Consider the following 23,307-nt stretch of genomic DNA (forward strand, 5'->3'; position numbering starts at 1 on the left):
GATGGCGGGGCAGGTCTGGGACTTCTTCTTACGGCGGAACCATGGCCAGCGCATGTCAGACCGCCAGCAGCTCGAACGCCCGGGCCTTGAGGTCGGCACCGGCACCGGTCAGCGCCCGGCTCGCCCGGACGAGGTTGGTCTTGGCGGGGGCGAAGTGGTCGATGTACTCGGTGATGGCCTGGTAGCCGGCCCACCGGGTGCCCTTGATCGCCTTCTGTGTGTCCGCGTCACGGATCAAGTACCGCAACGTGTTCGTGCGCTGCTTCGCGTTGTTGCGCGACGTGTCGGAGGCGTCGTCCGCGAGGGGCCACACCTGCGCGACGATCTTCTCGAACTCGCCCATGGTCAACGACTCGTTGATCATCTTCTCGGCCTCGGTCTCGAACGCGTCGAACGCCTTCCACATCAGGCCGAGGGCCTGCCGCGCCTCGGAAATCTTGCTGGTCACGTTCGAGGTGTGCCGGAACGTGTACGAGCTGCGCGACCGCTGGTAGGCGAGGGCTTGGGTGTTCGCGCACACGATCCGCACCGGGGTCGCGTCCAGGCGAAGCGCGGCGGTGCCGTCGTGGGAGGTGGTGGCCGCGAGGTACAGGTCCATGTCGTCCACCCCGGCAATGCGCATCGCCGTCGGCAGCTTCATGGTCACGAACACCGACCGGCCCTTACGCATAGAGCCGGCGGTCTCGAAGTGCGCGCCGGAGGCGTCGACCAGGAGGTCGAGCGTCTCGGCGACCTGCTCGTTCTGCACCACCGAGTAGTCCTCGCCGACCACCCCGAGGTACTCGGTCTCACCGGTGGCCGGGTTGGTGCGCACGGTCATGTACTTGTCGGGGCAGTCGACCTTCGTCACCCCGCGCTCGGTGACCTCGATGCCCTGAAGGGCGATCTTGCGGACCTCCCAGCCGCCGAGCCACGCCTTGCTCATGACCTCCTGCGCGGTCATGCAGGCGTCGGTGACGGTGCCGAGTTGGTGCCAGGCGGTCAGCCGTGCGGAGGCGAAGGCCGTCTGGCCGTTGGCGAGGGTTTCCAGTTCGTGTGCCACGGCGGCACCCCTTCCAGGTTGTGTTTTGGTGGGCGGCGGGCCGGGGGTTGCCACCCCGACCTTGCCGTCACTAACAATGTTTCCTACCTCTATTGGCGGATCAAGATGATCGGTTCGAGTCGATGAAGGTTTCTGCGGCGAATCTGACGCCCGCCGCGCGGCGTGGCCTACCGGGTGTCGGGGGCCGGGCGTAGCCGCCCGTCCGGCCCATACAAATACGCACGGACGGTTCTGAACGGGGCCGGTAGGTACACGGTGAACCCGTGTTCGGGGATGAACCGGGTCCGGTAGGCGCGGGTGACGCCCAACAGGTACCGGTCGGGTTTGTCGCCGTGCGACCCCGGCGGGATGATGCCCGCCCCGGGCCGGTCGGCACGGGCGCGGCGGTGCCGACCGAGCGCGATGTGCGGGCACAGCGACAGGGCGGCGGTCATGCACTCGGGGTGCCCCGGCGGGTCCGCGTAGCGCATCAACTCGGCCGCGCGAGGGCCGCCGAGGAACGCCACCCAATAACCCATCGGCTCACCGCACAGCGAGCACCTCCGTTCGACCGCGAGGCGGGTGGAGACGGTGGTGTTGATCGTGGTGAAGTCCACGTGCGAGCCGTCGCCGGTCGGGTCAGGGTGGATGTTGACCGGCGGGATGGGCAGTCCGCGCCGCGCGTCGTGAGGGCGCGCGGCAAGCGACGCGGGGATATCGGGCCAGTCGGTGGCCGGGCCGGTGTCCGATGGGCCGGTCACGACGCACCGGCCGCACGGCCGGGCCGGGCGTCGGTCACGGTGATGTGCGGTTGCTGTGACCGCAATACGGCGTGCGCCTGTTCCCATTGCGCCTCGGTCAGGGACAGGGTGACCGGTTCGAGGTTCACGGCGGTCATCGTCAGGGCCATGATGTCGGCCTCTTGCGCCGAGTCGAACACGGCCACCATGTCGCCCCCGGCAACCATGTAGACGCGGGGGTCATCGGCGGGCCGGGGCACTGGGGTGGAGCGGCGGTGTTCGGTCAGCCATCGGCCGACCACCTCGTCCGGGTCGCCGGCCAGGGTGCCGGTGTCGTAGCCCTCGCCATCGAGCCACGCGAGGTGATCGGCGACAGTCCAGTCAGGGTGAATGAGCCACGATTGCCGTACGGCCTGCCGCATGGTCAGGCGCGCCGGAGCGCCGACCGGGTCCGCCGGTTGTGAGCCGTTCGGGCCGGGCACCGGGCATAGCGGGGTGCCGTCGTGGTGGGACGTGGCCGGACGTGAGGCGAACCCGTCGAGGGGCCAGTCACGCCCCGGCATTGTCCGGGCCGGTTCCCCGCATTCGGGGCAGCGCAGCGACCCCGGCGCGGACGTCGGGCCGTGGGCGGCGTGGTCGTGGTCGGGGTAGCCGTGGGGGGTGGTCATGGTCTGTTCCTTTCGTGGCGCGTGTAGATGGGCGTGCGGGTGCCGGGGCCGGGCGTGATGCCCGGCCCCGGCGGGGCGGTAGGTCAGGCCGCTACCGGCGCGGCGGCGGCCTCGTCGGTGCCGGCCTCGTCGTCGTCGGCGGTGTCGTCGGTCTGCGGCGGGGCCATGAACGCGCGGACCTCGGCGGGCGGGGCGGGCGGGTTGTCCGCGAGGGCGTAGGTTTCCGGGGCCTCACGGGTCAGGATCAGCACACCGGCCCCGGCGAGCTTGGACATGGCGTTGCGGACCGCGCCGGGGCTACGCCCGCCGATCTCACGGGCGACGGTGCCCGGGGTCACGTCGTGGCCGGTGCCGAGGTCACGCATGAACGCCTCGACCCGGTTGCGCAACTCGTTCTTGCCCAGCTTCACCGACCCGTCGCTGTTGATCTCACCCGTGGTGCGGCCCGTGCCGTTGGCACGGCGGGCCGAGGGGCGGCGGATCTTGCGGGTGTGACCGCACGTCGGGCACGTCGTGTGCGTCGGGGCGTTGGCCGGGTCCACGGTGGCGAGGTCGCCGTCCCCGATGACCCACAACTCGTTACCGTCGTCGTCAACGGGCAGGCGACGGGCGGCCCCGGCAACCTCCATCGCGGCGAGAATCGTGTCGCCCATCGCGACCGACAGACCGCTCTCGTTGATCGCCTCGTCGGCGGTGATGCCGTCGGGGTGCCCACCCAGCACACCAGCCATGATCAGCACCTTGAGGTCAGGCTGACGCGGGGCGACCGGCACCCCCGACACCGGCGCACCGGACACGGGGGCCTCCGGTAGCGCGGACTCGTCCGCCCCGCCGCCCCCGTTCGCGTCGTCGGCGGGGGCCGCCCCGTCGGTGGCATCCGGGGTCGCGTCGGTGGCGTCGTCGCCCTGGGTCGCCTCGTCGGTCGCGGAGGTCGCCTCGTCGGTCGCGTCCGGGGTCGCGTCGTCGCCCTGGGTCGCCTCGGTGGCGTTGTCGGCCGGAGTCGGCTCGTCGGTCGCGTCGGTGGTGACGGGGTGCCAGATGTCGGCGCTCTTGCGGTTGCCGTTGGTCGGGCCGGGGGTGCGGGTGGCGGTACCGTCGGCCTCCATCGCGGCGAGGGCCTTGGCGGCGGTGGACTGACCCACCCCGGCCTCGGCCGCGAGGCCACGGACGGTGATGCCGTCGGGGTGGTTGGCGAGGGTCCGGGCAACGGTGGCGGCGGTGGTGGTCGGGGCGGTGTTGGCGTTGGTGGACATGGCGAATAAACCTCCGTGCAATAGGGGTCGGCAATAGCGATGCCGCGTGCGCGTGGTGCGCATTGTTTGCGGTTTCGCCGGGGCGGTTTTTGTTGCCCATGTCCATGGACCCTCTGCACGCGACGATTGTCAACCCCGTTGCGCAAGACTCTTTACGGGGACCACCCCGGGCCGCTTCCGTTCTCGATTCAGGAACCGCTACCGCCACCCGAAACACCATTTGACGGCCCCGTGTCCAACGCTGTGGCACGTTCGGCGCGGCTCCCTAGTGCCGCACAGGGCGGGCGGTGCGGGGACCGCTCACACCGTCTTACGGGGTCGCGGTTTCCGGGTCGGAGCGACTACGCCGCGCGCCCGGTGGACCGGACGCGCGGCGCTCACGGCAACCCACGGGGGCCTTCTTTGAATGTGCGGAAAATCACTTCATGAGTTTACAGTGCCACGCCTCTTCCGCGCATGAAAGGAACCGGGTCAGCGGCATTGTCCTCGGCTGCGGGATAGCCTTCGTGGATCTCGTAGTGCAAATGCGGACCGGAAGAGTTTCCGGAACTCCCGACGTGGCCGATAGGCTGACCCGCTATCACCGTCTGCCCTATCCGCACCATGGGCTGTCGCACCATGTGGCAGTACCGCGAAACGATGTCCCCCGCGTGCCGGATCTCCATATACCAGCCGCACCCGCCGAGCCCGGGGTAGCCGTCACGGTCGCACGGCATCGGGTCCCCGGCGGGTTCCCATGAGTCGCCCCCGACGTTGCACCGCACGCGCACCACGACGCCGCCGGACGCGGCCCGGATGACGGTGCCCTTCCCGGCCATGATGTCAACGCCGTCATGGCCGGGCCGCTCACCGGTGCGGAACCTGGAACCCGCCGTGCCCACCACCGGGCGCGTCCACCCGGCGGCACTGACCGGCGCACCGTCGCAGACGGGCAGCGTTCCGCCGGTGTACGCCGCAACGATCTCGGTTGCCCGCGTCTCGTGTTTGGCGTACGCGTCCGGGTACGCCGACCGTTGCACCTCTTGTGCGGCCTCGGTGAGCGGTAGTCGTTCCCACCCCGGCACCCGTAGCAACGCCTCAAAGAACGTCGCAGCGGCGTACTCGGGGTTCATGATCTGTTCCGGGGTGCCCCATCCTTGCGACGGTCGCTGTTGGAACAACCCCAACGAGTCATGATCGTTGTTCGGGCCGAGGTCACCGTGATTGATCAACGATGACTCTTGCAACGAGGTGGCAACGGCGATCACCCACCCGCGCACCGGTACCCGCATCCGCTCACCCACGGCCACGATCACCCCGGCGTTACGGGCCTGTTCCGCCGTCAACCCCGCCGGGGTGGCACCCGGCACGGTGACCGCCCCGACGCAACTACCGCCGCCCCCGCCCCCGCCGAACACCGAGGAGACGACCCCGGCAGTAGCCGCCGTGAGCAACAGCAGCAACCCGGCGACCCCGACCGCGACCCACACGGCTAGCCGTCCCACGACCCACCGTCCCCGCCCGGTGCGGGCAGCCCGGCCAGCTTCACCCGGTCGGGATGCCCCACCATCCGCCACACCGGCCCCGCCGGACCGCCGGACGCGGCGGCGTGATCGGCGGCGGCGGCGGTGGCAACGGTCACCCCGTCCGGCACCCCGGCCCGCCGGAGGTGGGCATGGAGGTTGGTCTCACGGGCGGTGGTGGGTAGCCAGAACAGCACCGGGTATGCCCGGCGGGGTGGTAGGGCGGCGTAGCCGGTCAGCTTGCCCACTACCCGGGACAGGGTTTCGGTGCCGAGGTCGGCCTCGATCCAGAACGGCACCGCCGGGCCGTTGTCGGCCCACACGCCGTGTCCGTCCGGGCGGACCAGGTTGCCGCACGCCTCGCGGCAGCGGGCCTCGTTCCACCACCGCACCAACCGCGCCCCGGGGTGCGTGCGGGCGTGAGCCGTGAGCGCGACGAAGAACCCGTTCACCGTGAGCAGGTGCGCCAGTGTCGGGGACATGGCGAGTCGGGCGGTGGCGTCGCGTACGACGGCGGGACGGGGCAGCGTCTCGCCTCGTCCGGCCGCGATGAGGGCCGCGCCGACCGGGCCGAGGGTCCACCTCCACGCTTGCGAGCCGGGCCGCTGGTAGTGGCGGAACCGGTCGAGGATGTCTCGATCGTGAAGGGTGTTGAGGCGGTTGCGGGCACGGCCGACGGAACCGAAGGCGAGGTCGACGAGCTGGTCGGTGCTGAAGGTCCGGTGCTGGTCGAGCAGGTCCAGGAGGTGCCGGTCTCGGGGGGTGAGTCGGCCGAGTTCGGCGGCCACGACGGACGCCGTGAGGCGGGAGCTGCCGGTGGCAGATGTGCGGGTAGGAGGGATCTCTCTTATCAGTCGGTTCCGGTCCACCGGTCCTCCTCACCCCCGTCCGCGTGCGCGTATGGCGTGTTCAAGGGGGTGTGTTCACCCGGCTGTTCGTGGTCGTTGGGTTGCTCGTTGGATCGCTCGTTAGAGGTCTCGTTAGACCACTCGGGGTGAGAAGCGAAGGTGTTGCGGCCTACCAGTTCCACCACCGCACCCTCGACGGGTGTCGACCGCTCGGCCGGTGCGGCAGCGGTCGCGGTCTCGCCGAGCAGCCGGCGACGTTCCTCGGCGGTGAGGCCGGTGTGGTCACGGGCGGCGCGGCGCAGCTCGCCGGCTCGGCCCAGCAGAGGAGGTGACGGGGGCTCGGTGTCGGCGGTGACCGGTGGCACCACTCGGCCACGGGCGACCGGCCGCAGGACGACTTCGTAGCCGCCGAGGCGGATCAGGTCCCCGTCATCGAGGTACGGCCGTAGGTGCCGGGCCTGGTCGATGGCATCGCGGGGCGCGAGGGCGAAGTACACCTTGTTCCGGGCGTTGGCGTCGATCGCCTCCACCATGTCCCCGGACAGTTGGCCGAGGTACTGGTGGGCGAGGACGAACGAGGTGTGCAGACCACGGGCCTCGGCAAGCGCGTCATCGATCCCGATGGGCAGGTGCAGGAAGTTGTGGCATTCGTCCAGGACGATCATCGCGTCGGGACGGTCGTCCTCGGGGATGCGGGCGCGGGCGGTGGTGGCCTGCCACAAGCCCGCGAGCAGCAGGGAGCCGACCAGGCGGGTGCCGTCTTCGCCGATGACGCCCTTGGGCAGGCGCGCGAGCATGATGCCGCCGTCGAGGATGTCAGCGAAGGAGAACGTGGTGGCAGGCACCCCGAACAGGCTGTTAGCCATGGGGTGCGCCAGCACGAGACGCAGCCGGGACAGCAGCGGGGCCACGAGGCCGGAGCGCTGCGCGGCGGGCAGCTCGTTGAACCCTTCCCAGAACTCCCCGAGGGTGTTGCCTTCCCACGCGTTCAACCTGCCGGTGACGGCGTTGACCCGTGCGGTCCTCCACGTCGAGTCGGACAGCAGCCGCGGTAGCTGGGCGAGGGTGGCACCTTCAAGGTGGGCGAGGGTGAGTAGACCGTGGTAGCAGATGTCGGCGGTCCGGTGCCCCCACCACCGCGACCACACCTTCGCCATCACCGCCGTGAGGTTCGCGGCCACGTCGTGCGCGCTGCCGCCGTGCACGCTCGGGTCGAGCAGGTTGATCGCCGGTGGCGCGGCCCGCTCGTCCGGGTCAATGAGGACCAGCCGGTCACCGCACGACTTCGGCAGCCGGGCCAACAGATCACGAATGAGGTCACCCTTGGCTGGGTCGAACGCCGCCACACCACGCCCGGCCTCGACATCGTCCAGGATCATCCGCATCAGCAGCGTCGTCTTGCCCGTGCCGGTCGGCCCGAGCGCATGGACGTGGTACCGGCAATCGGCCAGCGAGATCCCGACCCGCATCGGCGAACCGGCGTTGGCTATGCCAATGACCTTGCCGCCCAGGCCACGACGCTGATCGAGCGGTACCAGGTTGAGCCTGCGACCCTCGGCGCGGGTGTTCGACCCGGCCGCCTTGCTCTTGATCTTGTTCAAGGTGTGCTCCAAACGGTCGGCGGATCGTCGCGCTGTTCCGACTCGGCTGGTGGATCGGCGAGCGGCCGGCGGCGCGGGGCCGGGGTAGCGCGGAAGACCTCGCGGGTGGCGGCCCGACGCCGCGACGCCGCGCCGGGCAGGCCGTAGGCGGCCGGTTCGGCAGGCAGCCCGGCGAAGGCGGCGGCCTCTGCGACGGAGACGAGGCTCATGCGGGCCTCGGGCACCCATCGGTCGGCCGCCGCGCCCGCGCCGGAACGGAGCCGGCGGCGGGTGAAGTGCGCTGACAGCAGCCCGAACCCCGAGCTGACATCGGCCGCCGCCGCGACAGCGGCGGCCTTGGTCGGGCCAGCGGCCACCGCGTGTACGGCGACGAGCAAGTGTGGTGCGTCGGCGTACTTCGCCCGTGCCTGCCGGGCCAGTTCGGCGGTGTACGGGTCGGTCGCACGGGTGTGCCGCCTCGGGCTGGATGGGCCGGGGGTGACGATGTTCAGGACGCCGAGGATCAGCGCTCGTAGCCCGTCGGCGAGCAGCCCAACGGCGCGGGCGGTCCCTCGGGGGCGGCGGGCGCGTTGGGGGTTGGTCATCGCGCGGCGCAGCAGCCGCAAGCGGTGAGCTGGTGCCCGGCCGAGGTGGACTTGCAGGAGCGCGCCGCCGGTGCGCCCGGCCGAGGCGAGCCCGCCATAGACCGCCCGTAGCCGGTCCTCCTCCGGGGCGCCCGCGTCCATGCCTCGGCGCGGGGTCGGTGTGGTGTCCTCGATCAGGGGCAGCCATTCCGGCTGGGTGGGCCAGACCGCGAGGGCGGCCACGGCCCCGGTCGTCGGGACGGCCGGTGGGCTGGTCTGTTCGACGCGGACGCCGGGCCAGCCGCGTTGCAGCAGCCGCACGACGGCGGTCGGGTTGACGCCCGGTGGCAGCCACAGCCCACACCGCATCCCGTCCGGGTCGGCGACGATCTCCCAGACGAGCCGGGTCGGGCGCAGCGCCCAGCGGCGCGGCGCGGGCAACACGGTGGCGAGCAACCGCCACAGGCCGATCGTCGCGGCCGGGGTCGCGGTTACCGGTGGGGTGATCTGCAGCCACCGTGCTCCGGCGGCGTGCCGCCGCCAGACGCGCCGCCGCCACACCGTCCACAGGACTCGGATGGTGATGAGCGCGGCCAGGGCGGCGAGGAGCATCGGCCACCGGTCGCGAACGAGATGCCACACAGCGCCGGTGGCGTCGTCGCCCCACGAGCCGCACAGCAGCTCACCCACGAAGGAGCCGGCCACGCCACCCTGACCAGACACACACCCGGCAGGCTCCGGAGGCGGCGACGGCGGGGATAGGGACAGGACAGGGACGGGGACCATCGGAGACTCCGATCGGCAGGAGGAAAGAGGCTCAGCGGCGGCGGACCGGCAGGCCGGTGACCGGGCCGGTAACGATCAGCTCGTGCTCGGTGGCCGAGGCATGGCTGTGGAAGGCCACCCGCGCCGACCCGGCCGTGAGCAGAGCGTCTCCGCGCTGGCAGGACAGCAGGAACGCCCGTTCGCCGTCGGTGAGCCCGAACGCCTCGGCGACGGCGTCGATCGCCTGGGGTGCCTGCCGCAGCAGCACCTGCGTGGCCGCGTTGCTGACCACGGCGCGGCCGGTCTTGGTGGCGAGCACGTCAGCGGCGTCCTGAGTCACGACGGTCAGGCCCACGCCGTACTTGCGGGCGGACTTGGCCAGGGTCTCCAGGAACACGCCGCCGCGACCGCCGGAGAGCAGTTTCCACGCCTCGTCCACCAGCACCATCCGCAGCACGTCCGGTCGAGCGCCGGAGGCGGTCGCGCCGCGTACGGTGCGCCAGATCGTGTCCAGGGTGAGCAGCGTGCCGACCGGGTGAAGTTGCTCGGGGAGGTCCTTGATGGCGAAGACCACGAGGTGCCCTCGGGCGGCGGTGGTGGTGGGGCCGTCGAACAAGCCCTTCATGCTGCCGGCGACGTAGGGGTGCAGGCGGGCAGCGACGCGGCGGCCGGCGTCGTCGGTGTCCTCCAGCGCGGCCATCACATCAGCGAGGAGCGGCGGCGGTCGCCTCCAGGTGCGCGGGTCGGTGGTGATGCCCTTGCCCTGGTACGCGGCCAGCACGGCGACGTCCAGCGAGCGGGCCTCGTCGCCGGGCAGGGGTGCGCTGACGGCGGTGTCACCGCTGCCCATCACGGTCACGAGCGTGTGCAGGAACCGTGCCCGGTCGTTGAGGGCGTCGTCGTCATCGGCCGGCAGGTCGAGAGGGTTGATCTTCACGCCGGCTGCGCCGAGGCGGATGATGGTACCGCCGACCGCGTCGGCCAGCCGGAGGTATTCGTCTTCGGGGTCGATGACGAACGCCTCCACCCCGAGGCACAGGTTGCGCAGCAGGTCGAGCTTGGCCAGGTAGGACTTGCCTTCCCCGGAGCGGGCGAGGATGACGGCGTTGTAGTTGGACTGCGCCCACCGGTCCCAGACGACGACCCCGGCCGAGTGCAGGTTGAGCCCGAACAGCACGCCCATGCCGTTGTCTCCGGCGGTGTCGGGCAGGTCGGGGCTGGTGAACGGAAAGGCTGCGGCGAGGGCGTCGGTGTCGAAGACCCGCTTCATCCCGAGGGCGTCGAACGCGAGGGGTAGGCCGCTGATCCAGCCCTGCAACTGACGCCAGGTCACCGGCGCGGTGTTGAGCAGCAGGGAGGCGGCGAGGGACCGCACCTCGGCCACCCGGTCGGCGAGGTCGGCGGCGCTGGTGCCGTGCACGGTCAGGTACAGGCCGAGCCGGAACAACCTCGCCTCACCGCGCGCGAGACGGCCGGCCAACTCGGCGGCGTCAACCGCGGCGGCGTCGAGTTCCGGGTCGTCCAGGCGGCCCTTCGCCGCGCCATGCCGGCGGGAGGACTCGAACCGGCCGCGCTGCTTGCGCAGCCGCTCGGAGGCCACCGCCGGCGGGACCGGCTCGATGTGGAAGGCGGCGTCGACCAGGCCCGGGTAGGACAGGATCGGCTCGGCCCACCCGGGGCCGACCTCGGCCGGGTAGCCGACCACCGCCAGGGTCGCGCTGTAGCCGTCCCCGACTCGGACGTGCCGGCCGTCGACCTCGACGGCATCCGGCGCCCCGGGCAGGACCGTGGTCGACTCGGGCAGGGAACGCCGCCGCTTCGGCAGCAGCGTGGAGAACGGGCTCACAGCTCGTCACCTTTGACAGATGTGGCGTAGGGCGTGACGGTCGGAGCGGTGGGGTCGAGGCTGGCCGCCAACCGCACCCCGGCGTCCGACCCATCGAGGACCCGGGCGGGAACCTCGCAGCCGCCGAGGGCGCGAACCACCTCGGCCGCGTGGTGCGCGGCGTGGTGCGCGCCGCGCCGACTCCGAACGGCGACGGTGACCTGCCGGTGCAGCAGCTCGCGCTGCCCGGCCAGGTCATCGAGAAACTGGACGTGCGCGCGGGCGGCGTCCTCCAACGCCGGGTGCGGCAGCCCTGGGGCGGCGGCGAGGAACCTGTCGGCGAGGTAGGTCAGGTCGACCCGCTGTGCCCGCACCACGATCTGCGCCGGCCCGTCGAGGCTGTGCAGCCACCGCGCGAACCCGGCCACCAAGCCGTTCTGCTCTCCGGGTGTCCGCAGCCCGAAGGCGACCGTCGAGGCGGCGACCAGGCCTGTGGTGCCGTCCGGCCCGAGATCGATCAGCCCGTCGCCGGTGATACCTCGCGCGGGTAGCCGCAGCGGTGCGGGCAGCGGTAGCCGGTCACCCGGCCCGGCGGTGGTGGCAACCCACGCCGGAGCCGGGATGACCGGTCCCTCGGCCGGCACGAGCCGGCGAGGGCTGCGGCGGTGCCGCAGCGCCGCGAGGACCCAGGCGTCGAGCGGGATGCCGTCCCGGCGGCCGACCGCGAGCAGGAACGCCCCGGCGGCGATCGGCGTCGCCGCCACGAGGAACACCAGCGGGTGCACGAGCGTCGCCACCGCCGTCCACGCCGCGTAGAGCAGCAGTCCCGTGACGGCCAGGATCACCAACTGCCGTCCCGACATGCCGAACGCGATCCTGTCCGGCCGCTCGATGTCTGCGGGAACCCGAGCCCGCATCGGAGCCTCGTCGCTGCGGCGGTTCATCGCTGATCACTCCTCGGTTTCGGTGACGGGCGCCGTACCGGAGCGGACGACCGAGCCGGCGACGGGGACGGGCCGGTACGGACGGCGGTCGGACCCATCGAGGTCGCACCGGTTGCCGGGGACGGCCTCGCCGCCGGGGACCGGGACGGGCGCGGCGGCGGGGACGGAACCACCGACCGGCGGCCGTCCGGGGACGGCGGTACGGACGGGGCCGGTGGACGGGGCCGGGCCGTGCTGGTGGCCGGTGCCCGCCGGGCGGCGGCGGTGTTCACAACCGCCGGGGTGCCCGCGTTCGTGGCCGCTTGCCCGCTGGGGGTGGCACGCCTTGCCGCTGTGGGCCGCGTTGCCGGGGTTGAGGCGCGTCGCGGCCTCCCGGCTGCCGGTGCGGCCGGAGCTGCGGAGAACACCGGTGTGACCGGGGCTGGTGGCCGGCGCGGGGCGGTCTGCGGCGCTGGTGCGGCCGAGAACGTCACCGCTGGTGCCGGGCCGCCGCGCGGGGGGTTCGGTGCCGTGGTGTTGGCGTCGCTGAAGGCGACCCGTGCCGGTGGTGTGGCTGGGGCAGGCGGACTCGGCTGAGGTGGGGACGGGTGGGAGAACGTCGCGGCCGGGACGCCGCCGGACGGCGGTGCGGATGGTGTGGACGGGGCCGCCGGGTGGCTGAACGTGGGGGCCGCGTTCGTCCCGGACGGCGCGGGCAGCGGCGTATGGGTGACAGGGGCGTGGCTAAAGACCACTGGTCCCGGTGGGGGCGGTGGGACGGGCATCGGCCCCGGACGGGGCGGGCGCGGTGGACGGGGCGGACGGGGGCCGCCCGGTGACGGACGGGGGCCGGATGGACGAGGGGCCGTCCGTCCGCCGGTCCGGGACGGGCTCGCGCCGAGGATGCCGGCCGCCGCACCCAAGGTTTTGATCATGATGAAGGCATGGACGAGTTGCCCGAGCAGTCCTCGGCCGTTCTGGCCGAGTGGGCCGAGGACGAACTGTCGCATCCAACCCGGGAGCTTGATCAGCAGCCACAGCATCGTCAGGCACACCACGATGCCGAGGAGCCCTTGCCCGGTCGCGGGTATACCCATCACGGTCGGTCCGGCGGGGGTGAGGAACACCTTGAAGGCGGCCATGATGACGATGGCCTGGCCGAGTTGCAGGCCGAGGCAGGCCAGGACGCAGCGCCACCACAGGTGGGCCACGCTCTCGGTGAGCGGGCTGGCGTGGCAGATCAACGCCGCCGGGCCGACACCGACCAGGATGACCAGCGCCGCCAGACGCACCACGAACGTGAACTCCAGGACGAGGCACATCACGATCACGGCGATGGCCAGCAACGCCATCAGGAACCCGCCGCCTTGCAGGGCGTCGTCCACGACCTGCCCGATCGCGGTCGCGGCGGTCGGGCCGTCGATCGTGTTCCCGGCGATGGCCACGGTCAGCGCGTTGGTCAGCTCGATGGCCTTCTGCCCGATGATCAGGCTGCAATTGGCCAGCACCACGCCCACGGCGATGCGGGGTAGTACCTGCTTGAGGCCGTACTGGGTTTGCAGGGTCTCGCGGGCGCTGACCAGGAAGCCTCCGGCGACGATGAACAGCACGATGAAGCCGTTGGCGACGACCAGGCTGGTCGTCCAGATCGCCTTCACGTGCTCGTTGCTGGTGAGGTCGGGGGTCGACAGCCACGACGCGCCGAGGGCTTCCATCACAGGCTGGAGGGCCTGCTCGGCGGCCCACACGACCAGGTCCACGACGGCCTTGCGGATCTGGCCTCCGATGTCGTACCAGGCCGGATCATCGCTGACAGAGGGCTGACCGGGACTCGGGGCCGGGCCGGGCGTGGGCGCCGGTGTTGCCGGAGGGGACGGCTCCACGCCCGGGGGGCGGACGCCGGGGTCAGGCACGCCGGGCGTCGGCGGCGTGCCGGGCGCGGTGGAGGGCGGGCCGGGGGCCGGGCTGGGCTCGGCGTGCGCCGTCCCGGCCCAGGCGAGGGTCAGGGTAAGTCCGGCGAGGATCACCAGGCCGAGCAGCAGCAACGCCACGGGTCGGACCATGCGGCGGGGTCGGATCGCGAGGGTAGTCATCAGGCCACCCACGCGCCGACGATGGTCACGAACAGCGGCGCGAGCAGCGCGAGGGCGTAGCCGATCGCGGCGGACCGCAGCGCGAGTTTGGCCTTCTCGACCTCGCCGGGGTCGCCATTGGCGGCCATGTAGCGCAGCCCGCCGACGGTCAAGAAGAGGGTGGCGACGGCGACGAGGATGCCGATCAGCCAGGTACGGATGTTGTTGGCGACCTGTTCGATCGAATCGACGGCCAGCACTACCGGGGCGGGCTCGGCCGCGTACGCCACGTGGGGCACGGCGACGAGGACTGCGGTCACCGCGGCGGTGTCGAGGAGGACCAGCGCAGGGAGGACAGTTCGAGGATGGTGTCGACGCAGGCGGCGGACGAATGGCCGTCCGCGCCTGCCGGCCCCGAGACGGCGGCGGGCCGCCGCCTCGGGGCACGGGAAGGGGACGTGGTTCATGGGGTTGGGCACCTCCGGTGCGCGCGCCTGAGCAGCCCGCAGCGGGGCGTGGGTGCGCGAGTGGGCTTGGCGAAGGCGGGACCGGACGATGCGCTTGGTGAGGTGACCTGTGGTGCCGACCGGCGCGGCCGTCCTCCTCACTGGGAAGGCGGGTGAGCCGGGACCGTACGGGTGTCAGCGCCGTCAACGGGTCCGGTCGGAGAAGGTCACCTGCGCGGAAGAGTCCCGCACTAGGGGATTACAAATCCGGGCCTCGGATTGGAAACCCGCAATTCAGATGGCCTGCTTCCGGGCGGTCGGGGCGTCGAGGACCAGGGTTGAGGTGGCCTCGTTGACCGCATCGGCGTACGGGTCGGACAGCTCACCGGACTCGATCGCGGCCTTGAGCCGGGCGACGGCGGCCGTGCGCCGCTTGTAGAGGTTCCAGCGGGGCTGACCGGTCCGCTCGGCGTACTCGGTGAGGCTGACCTCTTCCAGGTACGTCGCGCCGATCAGCTCCGCCTCCTGGACGGTGATGGCCCCGGCGGTGACCGCGCGGGCGAGCACGAGATCCGGGTGGCCGTGCGGGGCCGGCGGCACCACCGCCCCGGGAGCGTGGTTCGGAGCCCCGGACGAGGCGGGCTCCAGGTGGCGCAGCTCGGCGCGGGCCTTGGAGAACGCGGCCGATAGCAGGTTGCCGACCACGCCCGGCTTGGCCACGTCGACCGTGCCGAGAGCGTGAAGAAAGTGCTCGACGATGGCGGCCTGCACGTCGCCGGTGGACAGCTTCGCCAGCAGGTAAGCCTTGAACCGCAGGCCCGGCAACGCGACGCCGACCGCACCGGCCCTCCACGCCGGGTCGGCGGTCCGGGCGCGCTCCACGAGCAGACGCCACGCCGCGTCCCGGGCGGCGTAGCCGCAGGACGGGTGCATGAGGATCGCCGACAGCTCGGGCAGGGCGATGGCCCGGCGGGGCAGGCCGTGACCGAGGCTGCGGCCGTCCACTGACAGCGGGATCGGCCCCTGGCCCATCAGCCGAAACCGGCACTCGATGTCGTTGAGCAAGGTCTCGCCACGCGGTCCGACAGCCGAGCGGGAGAGGGGGGTACGACGGTCCATGGTGGTGCTCCCTCGTGATGACCGTGTGCCGTCCGGCGGGAATGCCGGTCGGCGCTGTGCCACCACGCCACCAGGGCCTTTGAACAAATCATGAACACTCTTGATCTTGTTCAAAGTCTCTCGACCCGTGTTCAACCCAGGAGTCGCCACTCCCCGTCAATGCGTCTCGACGCCAACCGGTAGGCAGCCCGAGCCGGCGTGTGCAACCCGTGGCCAGGCGGTTCAAGGCCCTTCACGCCGGGCGCAGCCACGTCGAGACGGCACCCTTGAACACGCGTCGCCTACGACGCAGCCACGGAGTGAGGCGGGACGGCCACGAGCGGCTCTCCCCGGGGCGCACTCACGCCCGATCGCGATCGTGTTCAAGATCCCGAGGCGGTCGACCACCCCGTGTTCAAGCAGATGACGATCTTGTTCAACCGGCCACCGATCACCTCGGCGATCTGCGGGGCTCGCGTGATGGCGACAGCCGGTGTCTCGACGCCTGTGACCTGCGTGTTCAACCCGTCGAGGATCTTGTTCAACCGGGCGGCGTCGAGCGACACACCCGGCTCGGCAGCGAGCGCGCTTCCAATCCAAGGCCCGGATTTGTAATCCCCTAGTGTCAGCGCTTGTCGGCGGACGTGGCCCACACGCCCATGCCGAAGTTCAACTCCACCGCCCCCGGCGACCGGCCTCAGCCGGCACCGGTCGGGCTACTCCTTCCCCGCACCCGCGTCCCGCGCACGCCCCGTCCGGCAGTGCCGGACTGGCACGGACTATCCCCGAACCACCTCGCCTATCTCATCCGCCGATACACCCACGTCGGCGACGTTGTGCTCGACATCGGAGCGCACCCCGCCGCCCTCGCGGCGACCGCCTACCTGGACCGGGTACCGGCCCGGCTGTTCACCGGTCGCCACGGCCTGCACGTGCGGCTCCTCACGTCGACCCCCGAACGCCGGACGCGCCACTCCATGCGACGTCCCGGCCCACGTGTCGACCTGATCCTGGCGACCCTGGCGCAAGGCGCACAGGGCCCCGCCCGAGACGGCATCGCCACAGCAATGAGCACCTGGCGGCCTCTGCTCCGCCCCGGCGGTTTCCTGCTCGTCGGACTCACCGCCTCGCAGCCACAGCCGGGCGAGGTCAGCCACCGCGCCACGGTCATCGCCTCCGCCCGCGCCGCCGGGTTCTTCTACCACCAGCACATCCCCGCCGTCCTCGTCCCGCTGCCCGAACACGAGCCACGCACCGCACCGGAACACCCCGACGAGGCCGACGACGGCCGGCGGCTGCTCGCTGGCCGTCACCTGCCGACGTTCCGGGACCTTGTCGTGTTCGCCGCCACCGCCACCGCCCCCGGTGAGGAGAACGCCCGTGCCTGAGTCCCGTCCGCCGTCCCACAGCGCCGGCCCCCACGGCTCCGAACCGCCGCAGCCCGACGCGTCCGATCTGGCAGCCGTGCTTGCCGAGGGCTACCTCGGCTCGGTCTGGCTCACCGGTCAACACCCGTCTCGCGACCTGCGGCGCGGCCGATACACCCCGCAGTCGTTGACGCACCCCGGCAAGATGCTGCCGACCATCCCCCGGTACGCCATCCGCACCTACACCGACCTCGGCGACGTGGTCCTCGACCCCATGGCCGGCATCGGCACCACCGTCGTTGAAGCCATGCGCCTCGGCCGTCATGGTGTCGGCGTCGAGTACGAAGCCGAATGGGTCGCCCAGGCGGCGGACAACATCCGCCACACCGTCCGGGCCGGGGCATCGGGCCGGGGCGAGATCTACCACGGGGACTCGACCGCGCTGCCGTCCCTGCTGCCGGCCAGCTTGCACGGGCGGGTCTCCTTGGTGATCACCTCGCCGCCGTACGGGTCGTCCACCCACGGCCACGTCCGCACCCCCGGCCCGAGACGCGGCAAGGTACGCAAGCTCCACCACAAGTACGGCAGCACGGACAACCTCGCCTACCGCAGCCACGGCCAACTCGCTGACGGGTTCACCGCGATCCTCGCCGGCTGCGTCCAACTCCTGCGGCCCGGCGGGCACGTCATCGTCACCGCCCGGCCGTACCGCCGCCACGGCGAACTCATCGACATCCCCGGCATGGTCGCCGCCGCCGGCATCAACGCCGGCCTCGAACTCGTCGAAGAGTGCATCGCCCTCATCTGCGGTGTCCGCGATGGCGTGATCATCCCCCGCGCCTCGTTCTTCCAGCAGAAGAACATCCGCGACGCCATCGCCACCGGCGACCCGCAATGGCTCGTCCAACACGAAGACGTGATTGTCCTCCAAGCGCCACTCGGCCAGCCGCCAGCCGCCAGGCAGGACTCCGCGCGGAGTACGGCAGATCCCGCCGGGGCGCACGGGGATCGGCTTGATGCCTTCACCCCATCCCGCGTGGATCGACGGGCGCACCCAGCGCACCGGACGGACGCGTGTCCCGACGGTAGCGCCACCGACACCCGGTCCCAGCCGGGCCGGGACGTTGAAAGGACACCCGATCCGTGCCCGCCCTACTCACACCCCACACCGGGGGCCGTACGGCCCGACACCACCGCCCACGAGTGGTCCAGCGATCCCGACCGGCCACACCCGCAGCCCGGTTCCCCCGCTGCGGCAGGCCAGCGATGAGCGCCTCGACCGCCGAGTGGCGGCCCGACCCGCTCCTGACCATCGATGACGTTGCAGCCTGGCTGGGCAAGCCGAAGAACACCCTCTACGCCTGGCACAGCCGAGGCAAGGGACCACGCGCCATCCGCGTCGGCAACACCCTGCGCTACCGACGCAGCGAAGTCGAACGCTGGCTCGACGCCCACACCGACCCGGAGCGATGAGCCATGGCACGCCCCCCTCTCCCGATCGGCACCTGGGGTGCCATCCGCACCGAGAAGCTCGGCCCCAACCGGTACTGCGCCCGAGCCCGATACCGGGATCACGACGGTAAGACCCGCGACGTCGAGGCCACCGATACCACAGGCCCGGCCGCCATCCGAGCGCTGAAGATCAAGCTGCGTGACCGCGTGGCCCCCAACGACGACGAGATCACCAGGGAGACCCACATCAGCACGCTCGCCGCGCTGTGGCTGGAGGAGGTCGCTGCGGAGGAACGCATCTCGCCACAGAGCATCAGTAGGTACGAGATCAGCGTGCGCGTCTCGATCGTGCCCGCCCTCGGCAACCTACGCATCCGAGAGGCCAACGCGGGTCGCCTCGACAAGTTCCTGCGGAAGGTCGCCGAGGACCGTCCGTCAGCCGCTAAGAGCGCGAAGGTCGTCCTCGGCCAGATGTTCGCCCTAGCCGTACGCCGGGGTGCGCTCACGACCAACCCCATCCGCGACACCGGCCAACTACGAAAGCCGCGCAAGAAGGTAGTCGCCCTAGAGATGGAGCAACTGGACGACGTTCGCTCGGCGATCCGGCAGTGGCAGCAGCCCACTCCCGGCAAGTCGGGACCTCGACCCACCAGCGACCTGGCCGACATCATCGATCTCCTGCTCGCCACAGGCGCCCGCATCGGCGAGATTCTGGCACTGCGCTGGGAAGACCTCGACCTCGCCGTCGAACATCCCGTCCTCACGATCAGCGGCACCATCATCTACATCAAGGGCAAGGGCTTCTTTCGACAGGAGTGGACGAAGACCGACGCCGGTTACCGGTCAGTCGTTCTGCCCAAGTTCGCGGTCGCGATGCTGATGACCCGCAAGCTCAACGCCGCCGACAACCCCAACGACGCGATCTTCCCCTCCCGGCGCGGCACCTGGCTGTCCCCGCCGAACGTGCGCCGCCAGTGGCGGGCAGCCCGCGCCGACACCGGCCTCGAATGGGTCACCCCCCACACCTTCCGCAAGACCGTCGCCACCCTCATCGACAAGGAGGCCAACACCGACAGCGCCGCCGCCCAACTCGGACACAAAACAAAGGAGACCACCAAGAAGCACTACATCGTCAAGCCCGCCATCGCCCCGGACAGTTCGAACATCCTCGAACAACTCGGCGGGAGGCCGGAGCCAGGCGATCCCGAGCACCGCCACCCCGGCCAGAGCCGGACCGCATAGGCACGGAGGGCCTGGGTGGCGGCCAGTGCCGCTACCCAGTCTTGTCGAATTTGGTCGCCCGGGGGCGTTACTGGGGGGTTTTCGGGGGACGGTTCAAAACCACATAGATAACCACGAAGGCCCTGACCAGCTTCTTGCTGGTCAGGGCCTTGTGTTGGTGCGCCGCCAGGGACTCGAACCCCGAACCCGCGGATTAAGAGTCCGCTGCTCTGCCAGTTGAGCTAGCGGCGCTCGTTGGCAACGGAGAGAACCCTAGCACGCCTCCTGAGCGGGGTTCCAATCCGATACCCGGCTCCACCCTTCGGGCACGCTTAACGGCCAAAAGCCCCCAAATCTCTCACGATTGGCAGCGCGGGCGGTGGCCGATGGCCGTCATGCGGCACGATGTCCGCCAGGTACGCGAGAACAGAGGTGGGAATGGGCATGTTCGCGCGGGCCGGGGCGACGGTAGGCGCCCTGAGCCTGATGGCGTCGCTGGCACTGACCGGGTGCGGCGACGACCAGAAGAAGGCGGAGTTCGTCGACGGTGCGCCCGCCGTCGGCAGCAGCGTCGCCGCCGAGACAGGAACGGCACCGGCCGATCCGGCCACGAGCGCCGACCCGACGCTCAAGGTCAGCCCGGCGGACGGGGCGAAGAACAGGCCGGTCAGCACCGAGATCTCCGCGAAGATCCCCGAGGGCGGCAAGGTGACCGACCTCACCCTCACCGCCGCCAACGGCGACAAGGTCGAGGGCCGCTGGCGCGCCGACGGCTCCTCCTGGGTGCCGAACAAGCCGCTGAAGTTCGGCACCCGCTACACGGCCACCGTCAACGCCGCCGGCGCGGGCGGCGAGACCAGGCAGGGCACCAGCACGTTCACGACGATGGCCAAGCCGAAGTCGATGATCGCCTCCGGGCTCTACCTGTTCGACGACAGGACGTACGGCGTCGGCATGCCGGTCGTCACCGAGTTCCACCCCGGCATCCCGGAGAAGGACCGGGCCGCGGTGCAGAAGCGGATGTTCGTGCGCACCGACCCGCCGCAGCCCGGCGCGTGGCACTGGGTCTCCAACGGCACCCAGGCCTACTACCGGGCGCCGGAATACTGGAAGCCCGGCACCACGATCAGCGTACGGATCGCGCTGGCCGGCATCCCGCTCAGCAACGGCAAGTACGGCAACGTCGACCGGAGCGCCACTGCCAAGATCGGTCGGGCGTTCGAGATGAAGGTCGACAACGCCACCAAGCAGATGAGCGTCTTCCAGGACGGCCAGCTCCTCCGGAAGATCCCGGTGAGCCTGGGCAAGAAGAGCACCCCCTCCTCCAGCGGCACGATGGTGGTGATGGAGAAGAAGGAGTCCACGGTCTTCGACACCCGCGACGATCCGGACCCGGCCAACCGGTACGTCACCGAGATCGACTTCGCCCAGCGGCTCACCTGGGGCGGCGAGTACATCCACGCCGCGCCCTGGTCCGAGCACGTGCAGGGGCGGCAGAACGTCTCGCACGGCTGCGTCAACGTCTCGATGGCGCAGGCGAAGTGGCTCTTCTCCCAGACCCGGGTCGGGGATCCGATCACGATCAAGGGGACCGAGCGCAAGCTCGTTCAGGGCAACGGCTGGACGGCCTGGAGCCTGAGCTGGTCCGAGTTCGTCAAGGGCAGCGCGCTGCCGGTGCCGGAGGGCGGCGCCGGGCCGGCGCTGGCCTGACAGGACCCTGCAGGGGGCGGGCACCGGTATTCCGGTGCCCGCCCCCTGTCATTTGCGAGCATCATTCGCCAAGTGCGGCTTTTCGCCAGATTCAGACATCATGGTTCGAGTGTTTCTCTTCACCCCCGGCAACGAGTATCCGTTTCCGTGCGTCAGTGAGAGACGATGGGCAACCGGGGCACCACGACAGTGAGGGAATCATGCGCGCAACCCAGGACCAGTTGACCCGGCGCGGTGGTCGACGCCGCGTCTTCGCGGCGGGGCTGCTCGCCGCCGTGTTGGCGCTCACCAGCGCCTGCACCGACGGCGAGGGGGGCAAGCCGTCGGCCTGGCAGGGAGGCGGCGAGAGCGCACCCAAGGCCGCGGCGACCATCACCGAGCCCGCGGCCGACGCGAAGGACGTGCCGGCGTCCACCGCCATCGCCTTCACCACGAAGGAGGCGAAGGACACGGCGGTCGAGCTGAAGGACTCGGCCGGCGCGCCCGTCGAGGGCGCGCTCGCCGCCGACGGCAAGAGCTGGCTGCCCGAAGGTGCCCTGAAGTACGGCGAGACCTACACGGCCACCGTCACGGCGACCGGCGACGACGGCAAGCCGGCCCAGGCGACCAGCACCTTCACCACCATGGCCAAGCCCGGCAAGCAGGTACGCGTCAGCAGCTTCCTCGGCGACAACCAGGTCGTCGGCGTCGGCATGCCGCTGATCGTGAAGTTCAGCCGCGCCATCCCCGAGGACTACCGCGACGACGTCCAGCGGCGGATGACGGTGACCTCCACGCCGGCTCAGGAGGGCATCTGGCACTGGGTGAGCCCCACGGAGGTCCGCTACCGGCCGAAGGAGTTCTGGAAGGCCGGCAGCACCATCTCGTACCGGGTGCAGGCCGGCGGCCTCCCCCTCGGCGACGGCTGGTACGGCCGCGCGGACCTGACCGTCGACATCAAGACCGGCCCGGCGGTGATCATGACGGTCGACAACAAGACGAAGCGGATGACCGTCACCAAGGACGGCAAGGTGATCAAGACCATTCCCGTGAGCCTCGGCAAGAAGAGCACGCCGTCGTCCAGCGGCACCATGGTGGTCATCGAGAAGCTGCGCAAGACCGTCTTCGACACCTTCGAGGAGCTCGGCCCCGAAGAGGGCTACCGCACGAAGATCGACTACGCGCAGCGCCTCACCTGGGGCGGCGAGTTCATCCACGCCGCGCCCTGGTCCGAGGGCCAGCAGGGCAGCGTCAACGTCTCGCACGGCTGCGTCAACGTCTCGATGAAGAACGGCGCCTGGCTGTTCGACAACACCCGCATCGGCGACCCGATCACCGTCAAGGGCACCGAACGCAAACTCGCCAACGGCAACGGCTGGACCGACTGGAACATGAGCTGGGACGAGTACGTCAAGGGCAGCGCCCTCCCGTACGACCCGGACGCCGCCGCCTCGCCGAACGCCGAGGACACCCCCGGCGACGCGACCGAGTCACCGAGCGCCGAACCGACCGCCTGACCCCGGCCCCCGGGGCTCCGGCCCCGGGCGGCAACGCGGCAACGACGAAGGCCCCCTCCGAGCGGAGGGGGCCTTCGTGCTGAGGGTGACTGATGGGAATTGAACCCACGACAACCGGGACCACAACCCGGTGCTCTGCCAACTGAGCTACAGCCACCACGCGCTCCGCTCCGGCGGGCCGGGCGGCGTGCGGGACTAATAATAGCCTCACCCCCGCCACCCACGTCCACCGGGTTCCTGCCCCATCCCGCCCCCAGACGTGCCGAGGGGAGGGCTGGGTGCGAAGTCACCCCAGGCGGGTCCGTTTCGCACCAAGATCTACGGGTATGCCCGCCAGCTGCTACGAGGCGGCGATGGTCGGATCCGCGCCGGGGTCACCCTCCCGCTGCAACTGCTCCTCGAACATGACGAACGTCCGCCGTCTGATGCCCTGGACCAGGGCTGCCTCCCGGTCCGTTAGGTAACGACCTTCCCGCGCCTCAACGTCGACTATTGCCTTCACGGTTTCGTACAGCGCGAAGATCGGCCCTTTACCGGAAAGGTAGTGGCCGCGATACTGCTCGACGTCCTGCACAAACTCGTCGGCAGAACGTGCGAAAACCTCTCCACCGACCGCAAATACAATTTCCGAGAACAGGTCGTTACGTTCTTTCCAGCCACCCGTGTCGACCGACACGCGCCAGACCCGAGCGCCGCCCTCCGGCGTCTCTACGATCTTCACCGGACATGCGTAGTA

General features: G+C 70.8%; 21 protein-coding genes and 2 tRNA genes. 6 read left to right on the forward strand and 17 right to left on the reverse strand.

Annotated features, from left to right (window positions below):
* Positions 1–55: 55 nt before the first annotated feature.
* From ACVMYR_RS09440 to ACVMYR_RS09505, 14 genes are all read right to left on the reverse strand, one after another.
* Entirely contained in the window at positions 56–1,042 is a 987-nt protein-coding gene (locus ACVMYR_RS09440; protein ID WP_457121595.1) for a DUF932 domain-containing protein, read from the reverse strand.
* A gap of 167 nt (positions 1,043–1,209) precedes the next feature.
* Positions 1,210–1,782, reverse strand: coding sequence for a hypothetical protein (locus tag ACVMYR_RS09445; RefSeq protein ID WP_457121596.1), 573 nt, complete (start codon positions 1,780–1,782; stop codon positions 1,210–1,212).
* Complete coding sequence (locus tag ACVMYR_RS09450; protein WP_457121597.1) at positions 1,779–2,429, reverse strand: hypothetical protein; 651 nt, start codon at positions 2,427–2,429, stop codon at positions 1,779–1,781. Before ACVMYR_RS09450 ends, ACVMYR_RS09445 begins: the two co-directional genes overlap by 4 nt.
* An 83-nt stretch (positions 2,430–2,512) precedes the next feature.
* Positions 2,513–3,682 carry a hypothetical protein gene (locus ACVMYR_RS09455; protein ID WP_457121598.1) on the reverse strand — a complete coding sequence of 390 codons (1,170 nt, stop codon included), beginning with the start codon at positions 3,680–3,682 and terminating at the stop codon, positions 2,513–2,515.
* 431 nt (positions 3,683–4,113) lie between these two features.
* Positions 4,114–5,166 (reverse strand): M23 family metallopeptidase, encoded by a 1,053-nt coding sequence (locus ACVMYR_RS09460; RefSeq protein ID WP_457121599.1) that lies wholly within the window; start codon positions 5,164–5,166, stop codon positions 4,114–4,116.
* Positions 5,154–5,972: a replication-relaxation family protein gene (locus tag ACVMYR_RS09465; RefSeq protein WP_457121600.1), complete on the reverse strand. Its 819-nt coding sequence runs from the start codon at positions 5,970–5,972 to the stop codon at positions 5,154–5,156. Before ACVMYR_RS09465 ends, ACVMYR_RS09460 begins: the two co-directional genes overlap by 13 nt.
* Positions 5,973–6,034: 62 nt before the next feature.
* Positions 6,035–7,633, reverse strand: coding sequence for a type IV secretory system conjugative DNA transfer family protein (locus tag ACVMYR_RS09470; RefSeq protein ID WP_457121601.1), 1,599 nt, complete (start codon positions 7,631–7,633; stop codon positions 6,035–6,037).
* Positions 7,630–8,901: a hypothetical protein gene (locus ACVMYR_RS09475; protein WP_457121602.1), complete on the reverse strand. Its 1,272-nt coding sequence runs from the start codon at positions 8,899–8,901 to the stop codon at positions 7,630–7,632. The genes ACVMYR_RS09470 and ACVMYR_RS09475 overlap by 4 nt, the downstream gene beginning before the upstream one ends.
* 112 nt (positions 8,902–9,013) lie before the next feature.
* Positions 9,014–10,807, reverse strand: a complete 1,794-nt coding sequence (locus ACVMYR_RS09480; protein WP_457121603.1) for a VirB4 family type IV secretion system protein — start codon at positions 10,805–10,807, stop codon at positions 9,014–9,016.
* A complete protein-coding gene (locus ACVMYR_RS09485; protein ID WP_457121604.1) occupies positions 10,804–11,730 on the reverse strand; it encodes a PrgI family protein in 927 nt (308 codons plus the stop codon). Before ACVMYR_RS09485 ends, ACVMYR_RS09480 begins: the two co-directional genes overlap by 4 nt.
* Entirely contained in the window at positions 11,727–13,469 is a 1,743-nt protein-coding gene (locus tag ACVMYR_RS09490) for a hypothetical protein (protein WP_457121740.1), read from the reverse strand. Before ACVMYR_RS09490 ends, ACVMYR_RS09485 begins: the two co-directional genes overlap by 4 nt.
* Positions 13,470–13,801: 332 nt before the next feature.
* Positions 13,802–14,248: a pilin gene (locus tag ACVMYR_RS09495; RefSeq protein ID WP_457121605.1), complete on the reverse strand. Its 447-nt coding sequence runs from the start codon at positions 14,246–14,248 to the stop codon at positions 13,802–13,804.
* Positions 14,249–14,521: 273 nt separating this feature from the next.
* A complete protein-coding gene (locus tag ACVMYR_RS09500) occupies positions 14,522–15,346 on the reverse strand; it encodes a hypothetical protein (protein WP_457121606.1) in 825 nt (274 codons plus the stop codon).
* Positions 15,347–15,708: 362 nt separating this feature from the next.
* Positions 15,709–15,891 (reverse strand): hypothetical protein, encoded by a 183-nt coding sequence (locus ACVMYR_RS09505; RefSeq protein ID WP_457121607.1) that lies wholly within the window; start codon positions 15,889–15,891, stop codon positions 15,709–15,711.
* Between the two features lie 93 nt (positions 15,892–15,984).
* On the opposite strand from ACVMYR_RS09505, the gene ACVMYR_RS09510 reads away from it, so the two are divergent.
* From ACVMYR_RS09510 to ACVMYR_RS09525, 4 genes are read left to right on the forward strand one after another with little or no spacing between them, the layout of a single operon-like run.
* Positions 15,985–16,713: a hypothetical protein gene (locus ACVMYR_RS09510; protein WP_457121741.1), complete on the forward strand. Its 729-nt coding sequence runs from the start codon at positions 15,985–15,987 to the stop codon at positions 16,711–16,713.
* Positions 16,706–17,962, forward strand: a complete 1,257-nt coding sequence (locus tag ACVMYR_RS09515; protein ID WP_457121608.1) for a DNA methyltransferase — start codon at positions 16,706–16,708, stop codon at positions 17,960–17,962. The genes ACVMYR_RS09510 and ACVMYR_RS09515 overlap by 8 nt, the downstream gene beginning before the upstream one ends.
* The gene (locus ACVMYR_RS09520; protein ID WP_457121609.1) at positions 17,959–18,165 is read left to right on the forward strand and encodes a helix-turn-helix transcriptional regulator; all 207 of its coding nucleotides are present in this window, start codon (positions 17,959–17,961) and stop codon (positions 18,163–18,165) included. Before ACVMYR_RS09515 ends, ACVMYR_RS09520 begins: the two co-directional genes overlap by 4 nt.
* Before the next feature lie 3 nt (positions 18,166–18,168).
* Positions 18,169–19,386 (forward strand): tyrosine-type recombinase/integrase, encoded by a 1,218-nt coding sequence (locus ACVMYR_RS09525; protein WP_457121610.1) that lies wholly within the window; start codon positions 18,169–18,171, stop codon positions 19,384–19,386.
* Between the two features lie 155 nt (positions 19,387–19,541).
* Here the strand turns inward: ACVMYR_RS09525 and ACVMYR_RS09530 are convergent.
* Positions 19,542–19,617: transfer RNA gene (locus ACVMYR_RS09530), tRNA-Lys, on the reverse strand.
* A gap of 186 nt (positions 19,618–19,803) precedes the next feature.
* Between ACVMYR_RS09530 and ACVMYR_RS09535 the strand changes: the two genes are divergently transcribed.
* On the forward strand, positions 19,804–21,075 hold the full coding sequence (locus ACVMYR_RS09535) for a L,D-transpeptidase (protein WP_077936263.1): 1,272 nt from the start codon (positions 19,804–19,806) through the stop codon (positions 21,073–21,075).
* Between the two features lie 200 nt (positions 21,076–21,275).
* The gene (locus ACVMYR_RS09540; protein ID WP_431895787.1) at positions 21,276–22,571 is read left to right on the forward strand and encodes a L,D-transpeptidase; all 1,296 of its coding nucleotides are present in this window, start codon (positions 21,276–21,278) and stop codon (positions 22,569–22,571) included.
* Between the two features lie 84 nt (positions 22,572–22,655).
* Here the strand turns inward: ACVMYR_RS09540 and ACVMYR_RS09545 are convergent.
* Positions 22,656–22,728: transfer RNA gene (locus ACVMYR_RS09545), tRNA-His, on the reverse strand.
* Positions 22,729–22,911: 183 nt separating this feature from the next.
* Complete coding sequence (locus ACVMYR_RS09550; protein WP_457121611.1) at positions 22,912–23,292, reverse strand: hypothetical protein; 381 nt, start codon at positions 23,290–23,292, stop codon at positions 22,912–22,914.
* Between the last annotated feature and the right edge of the window lie 15 nt (positions 23,293–23,307).

The sequence above is a fragment of the Micromonospora sp. PTRAS2 genome, assembly GCF_054052245.1.